This window comes from Arthrobacter sp. Hiyo1, assembly GCF_001263615.2.
Taxonomy (GTDB): domain Bacteria; phylum Actinomycetota; class Actinomycetes; order Actinomycetales; family Micrococcaceae; genus Arthrobacter.
The window spans coordinates 359,628-364,636 of record NZ_DF952469.1; the positions used below are offsets into that span (position 1 = coordinate 359,628).

Sequence of the window (5,009 nt, forward strand, 5' to 3'; positions counted from 1 at the left end):
GCGCCGTTATGGGCGACCGGCTCAACAGGCTCCCGTTCACGCGCTAGCAAAGCGCGCGGCACGCACGGTGCGCAACGCCGTCGGGCACAACTGCCTCCACGTCCCGGCAGGGCTTAGCGCTTCGCGTAGCCGGCCCAGGCGATGTTCCAGTCCCCGAAGCCTTCAAGCGGTTCCACCGCGGGGGCTCCGGTGTTCAGTACCTGCACCACATCCCCCGTACGCATGTTGTTGAAGAACCACGCGGCATCGGCCGGGAGCAGGCCAACGCAGCCGTGCGAGACGTTGTATGCGCCGACGGCCCCGTAAGCCGATGGAAGCGCTTGGTGAACGTAGACCCCTGAGTTCGTGAGCCGGTTGGCGTGCTCGACGACGAGCGGTGCGTAGTAGCCCTTGTCACCGGGTTTGAGTCCGATGCTGCCGGCGTTGAATTTGGAGTGGCGTTCCTGCTCCATGATCACGGCGTATCCGGTGGGCGAGAGCCAGTCCGGGCTGCCAAGGGTGACGGGAGCTGTCTTGACGAGTGCGCCGTCGAAATACACCTTCATGGTCTTGGTGGCGTCGTCCACTACCGCTATCCGCTGCGGACCGGTCGTGAACATTGCCTTGACGTTGGAGTTGCCGATCATTCCGTTGCCGAAATCCTTGCCGAACAAAGGCATGTCCACTGTGACGCTCGTGTTGGCCGCCCAGAAGGTCTCCGGGCGGATCCGCACTTTGCGGTCCGAGTACCAGCGCCAGGCCACTTCCTGGCCAGAGGAAACACCGATCTTCACGGCCTGTTCCATGGCGGCTTTATCCGCCACAGGCTCGCTGAAGTTGATTTCGATGGGTTGCCCCGAACCCATGACGGAACCGTCGTTGGGGAACACCAAGGCATTGGCCTCGTTGGGCGTGGATACCGTGCTGAAGGATTGCGTCTTCCGGGTTTCCCGGCCCGCGCCGTCAACAACAGTGAAGCCATAACGGTACTCGGTGTTGAACGCCAAGGGATCCAGCGTGGACCAGGTGCTGCCGTCGGAACTGATGCTTCCCGTGATGGCCTTTCCGCCCTTGGCCGGGACGAGTTCAACGTCCTTCAGCGTGCCGTGTACCGCCTTCACGGAAGGCCCGACGGCGGGATTCACTTCGCGGGCGCCGTCAAGGGGCGTGATTCCCAGTTCCACTGCCTTGACGACAGCGGACGCCAACCCGGCATCCGTGCGTTGCGGAGATCCCGCTTCTGATTCGACCGCCGTTTGCAGCCAGTTCGGGGCGGTTGCAACACCGATTCCTCCGACCGCAACGCCGGCACATATCCCCATGATTCCGAGAATCTTCCCGGTCTTGCTTTTCCTTTGCGACGCCACAGTGCAACTCCACATCCCCCGGCAGAAAGCCAGCCCCCAAGACTGACCCGCCAAGTCTACCGGGGGTTCCGATGCGTCCGGGGCAGTGCGCTCAGGCGCGCCCTATCAGTTGGCGTACTGGGTCAGTCGGCGTATTGGGTCAGTTGGCGTATTGGGCCCACGGGATGTTCCAGTCGCCAAAGCCGTCGTCGTAGTTGGCGTAGTCACCCTGGTATTGACCACTTGGACGACGTCTCCGGTCGTCATGTTGTCGAACACCCATTTCGCGCCGTCAGGTCCCAATCCGATGCAGCCGTGGGAGAGGTTCGTGACGCCGATGTACGGCAAGGCCGAGTCGGTGGCCTGGTGGATGAACTCGCCGCTGGGCGTCAGGCGCGTCGCGTAGTTGACGTCAAGCTGTCCGTAGTAGGCCGGATCCCCCGGCTTAAGGCCGATGGTGGAGGCGTCCATGTGCTCCACCCGGTACTTCTCCATAAGGACCAAGTAGCCGCGCGCGGAAGGGAACCTGGTGTCGCCCATGGTGTCCGGCCACTGGCCCACTTGCTGGTCGTTGATACTGACCGTGAACGTGTGGGCAACCGCGTCGGCCACCGCCACTTTCTTGTCGCCGATCTTGAAGGTGTTCGTCTTGTTGAAGTTGCCGATCTGGCCGTTGCCGAAGTCCACCCCGAACAGCTTGAGATCCACGGTGACGGTGCTGTTCGCTGCCCAGAAGTTCTCCGGACGGTAGCGCACCATGGTGTCGCTGAACCAGTGGAAGGCCCCCACCTGGCCCGACGTGGAGGTGACCTTGATGGCCTTCTCGACAGCGGCCTTGTTGACGACCGGTTCGCTGAACGTGAGCTGGAGCGCTGCGCCACGCCCACCTTCGCCCCGTCCAGGGGGTACATGGCGGCGTCGGCCTCGTTCTGCGTGGAGACCGTCGTGAAGGATCCGGTCTTCGACGTTGCGCGACCGGCCGCATCGGCAACGGTGTAATTGAAGGTGTAGGAGGAGTTGAATTCGAGCGGAGTGGATGCCGTCCAGCTCAGTCCATCCGGGGTCAACGCACCATCAACGGTCTTCCCTTGGGCGCTCGTCAGGGAGACCCTGTCCAGGGTTCCGTCCTTGACGCTGATAGTGACGGGCGCAGCCGGGTTCACCTGTTTGGCTCCGCTCGCAGGCGAGGCAACCACCGTGGCAGGCTTCACGACGGGCAGCACCGCCGCTGCCTCGCTGCGTTCACCTGATGATCCCTCGGACTCGATTGCCGCACTCGCCGCATGCGGGGCCACTGCGGCGAACGTGCCGCTGAGCGCGGCAATGAGGCAGACAACCACGATCCAGGCGACCTTGCGGAACCTGCTTCGCTTCGTCGGCCCAGCATCCATGTGCAGTGTCCAAGTGCCCAGCATCCAAGTGCCGGGCGCTGCCGCCGTCCTGCTCGGTGTCGAAGAGCCTCGCAGCGTCCACTTGCTCGAAAGTGTCCGCTTGCTCGCCGTCGGGATTAAGGCCCATTCCTTTTTTCTCCAAAACTCACGCCCCCCAATAAAACTCACGCCCCACAGCCGCATCCTAAGGGGCGCGGCTTGATATTGGCTGGGAGCCCGCCTTCCGGCGTGCCCCCAGCCAGTGTTCTTAGTACCGGTAGTGTTCCGGCTTGTACGGCCCGGCAACGTCAAGGTCCAGGTATTCCGCCTGTTCCTTGCTGAGCTCGGTCAGTTCCACGCCCAAAGCATCCAGGTGCAGGCGGGCAACCTTCTCATCGAGGATCTTGGGCAGGACATAGACCTGGTTCGAGTATTCGCGCTCGGCCTCGGGCTGGTCCCTCTTGGTCCACAGCTCGATCTGGGCGATCGTCTGGTTCGCGAAGGAGTTGCTCATAACGAACGAGGGGTGGCCCGTGGCGTTGCCCAGGTTCAGGAGGCGGCCTTCGGAAAGCACGATGATCGAACGCTCCTCGCGGCCGTCGGCTGCGGCGAACACCCACTCGTGGACCTGCGGCTTGATTTCCACCTTGTGCACGCCGGGGACCTTTGCCAGTCCGGCCATGTCGATCTCGTTGTCGAAGTGGCCGATGTTGCCCACGATCGCCTTGTTCTTCATGCGGAGCATGTCGGAGGCCATGATGACGTCCTTGTTGCCCGTAGTCGTGATGAAGATGTCGCCCTGTTCCAACACGGAATCCAGCTTGGCCACCTGGTACCCGTCCATTGCTGCCTGGAGCGCGCAGATGGGGTCGATCTCCGTCACGATCACGCGCGAACCCTGGCCGCGGAGCGCCTCTGCGGCGCCCTTGCCGACGTCGCCATAGCCGCAGACGACGGCGACCTTTCCGCCCATCAGGACATCCGTGGCGCGGTTGAGGCCGTCCGGCAGGGAGTGGCGGATGCCGTACTTGTTATCGAATTTGCTCTTGGTCACCGAGTCGTTGACGTTGATGGCCGGGAACAGCAGCTTGCCCTGTTCGGCGAGCTGGTAGAGCCGGTGCACGCCCGTGGTGGTTTCTTCGCTCACGCCACGGATCCCGGCGGCGATGCGGGTCCACTTCTTCGGGTCGGCGGCAAGGCTCTTCCGCAGCACGTCGAGGACCAGCGCATACTCTTCGGGATCATTCTCCGTGGCGGTCGGCACCGCGCCGGCTGCTTCGAATTCGACGCCTTTGTGGACCAGCAGCGTGGCGTCTCCGCCGTCGTCGAGGATCATGTTGGGCCCAAGCTCAGGGTTGGCGTCCGCGCCCGGCCAGGTGAGGATCTGCTCGGCGGTCCACCAGTATTCGTCGAGGGTCTCGCCCTTCCAGGCGAACACGGGAACACCCCGGGGATCCTCGACAGTTCCCTTGCCGACGACAACGGCGGCCGCTGCCTCGTCCTGGGTGGAAAAGATGTTGCACGAGGCCCACCGCACCTCCGCGCCGAGGGCCGTCAGCGTCTCGATGAGCACCGCGGTCTGCACGGTCATGTGCAGGGACCCGGCAATACGCGCCCCCTTGAGCGGCTGGCTTGGACCGAACTCGGCGCGCAGCGACATGAGGCCCGGCATTTCGTGCTCTGCCAGGCGAATCTGGTGGCGCCCGGCTTCGGCCAGGGAGATGTCTGCAACCTTGTAGTCGAAAGTCATGGAAGTCCTTTGGAAGTACCGAATGGTCGAGTCAGGGGGGCTCAGGCGTCGTGCCGGCCTGCGTCGTGCTGGTCTGAGGCCGCGGCGTTGGCGGCGGCCAGCAGCTCCGGGGGCAGGAGCAAGGGGATTCCGTCCTGGATTGCATAGCGGAGCTTCTCACCCGAGGCGGACGCGGCCGTCGAGACAAGTTCCTCGCCGTCCTGCTCCAGCGGGGACCCGGTAACAGGGCACCGCAGGATGGACAACAATTCAGGACTGACCTTTGGCATGGTTGAAGCTCCCTGGATGGCATCTCGCGGACGCCGCTTTGGACAGATATGGCAGCTTCCAGAGTACAACCCAGCGGCGCTGCACACGGTGTCACAATGCTTGTCGCTCAGGGAGCCGCGACACATTGGGCGACACACGCGGCGGTACACAGAGGCAATGGACGCGTGGTTGCTGTCGTCCGGGTTCAGGACGGATCGCGCAGGATGCGCAGGTGGCGCCTTGTTCCCTCCACGGGGGCCGGTCCGTCAAAAGGGGCCCGGACTGTGCGCTGTTCCGGCGCGGCAGGCGCCGATG

5 protein-coding genes and 1 pseudogene are annotated in these 5,009 nt (G+C 63.8%); 1 reads left to right on the forward strand and 5 read right to left on the reverse strand.

Features of this window, described 5'->3' with window-relative positions; all coding sequences use genetic code 11:
• Positions 1-113: 113 nt before the first annotated feature.
• The 3 genes and pseudogenes from AHiyo1_RS06135 to AHiyo1_RS28185 all read right to left on the reverse strand — a co-directional run.
• On the reverse strand, positions 114-1,187 hold the full coding sequence (locus AHiyo1_RS06135) for a L,D-transpeptidase (RefSeq protein ID WP_253257182.1): 1,074 nt from the start codon (positions 1,185-1,187) through the stop codon (positions 114-116).
• A 264-nt stretch (positions 1,188-1,451) separates the two neighbouring features.
• Entirely contained in the window at positions 1,452-2,084 is a 633-nt protein-coding gene (locus AHiyo1_RS26270) for a L,D-transpeptidase (RefSeq protein WP_445286197.1), read from the reverse strand.
• Positions 2,067-2,443 (reverse strand): annotated as a pseudogene (locus tag AHiyo1_RS28185) (Ig-like domain-containing protein); the annotation flags it as partial. The gene AHiyo1_RS26270 and the pseudogene AHiyo1_RS28185, both read right to left, overlap by 18 nt.
• Between AHiyo1_RS28185 and AHiyo1_RS28190 the strand changes: the two are divergent.
• The gene (locus AHiyo1_RS28190; protein ID WP_445286202.1) at positions 2,343-2,918 is read left to right on the forward strand and encodes a hypothetical protein; all 576 of its coding nucleotides are present in this window, start codon (positions 2,343-2,345) and stop codon (positions 2,916-2,918) included. The pseudogene AHiyo1_RS28185 and the gene AHiyo1_RS28190 overlap by 101 nt on opposite strands.
• A 45-nt stretch (positions 2,919-2,963) precedes the next feature.
• Here AHiyo1_RS28190 and ahcY read toward each other — a convergent pair whose 3' ends face one another.
• Together ahcY and AHiyo1_RS06150 are read right to left on the reverse strand one after the other, a co-directional pair.
• Positions 2,964-4,445: an adenosylhomocysteinase gene (gene ahcY, locus AHiyo1_RS06145; protein ID WP_059387949.1), complete on the reverse strand. Its 1,482-nt coding sequence runs from the start codon at positions 4,443-4,445 to the stop codon at positions 2,964-2,966.
• Between the two features lie 41 nt (positions 4,446-4,486).
• Positions 4,487-4,714 (reverse strand): Trm112 family protein, encoded by a 228-nt coding sequence (locus AHiyo1_RS06150; protein WP_059387950.1) that lies wholly within the window; start codon positions 4,712-4,714, stop codon positions 4,487-4,489.
• Positions 4,715-5,009 lie beyond the last annotated feature (295 nt).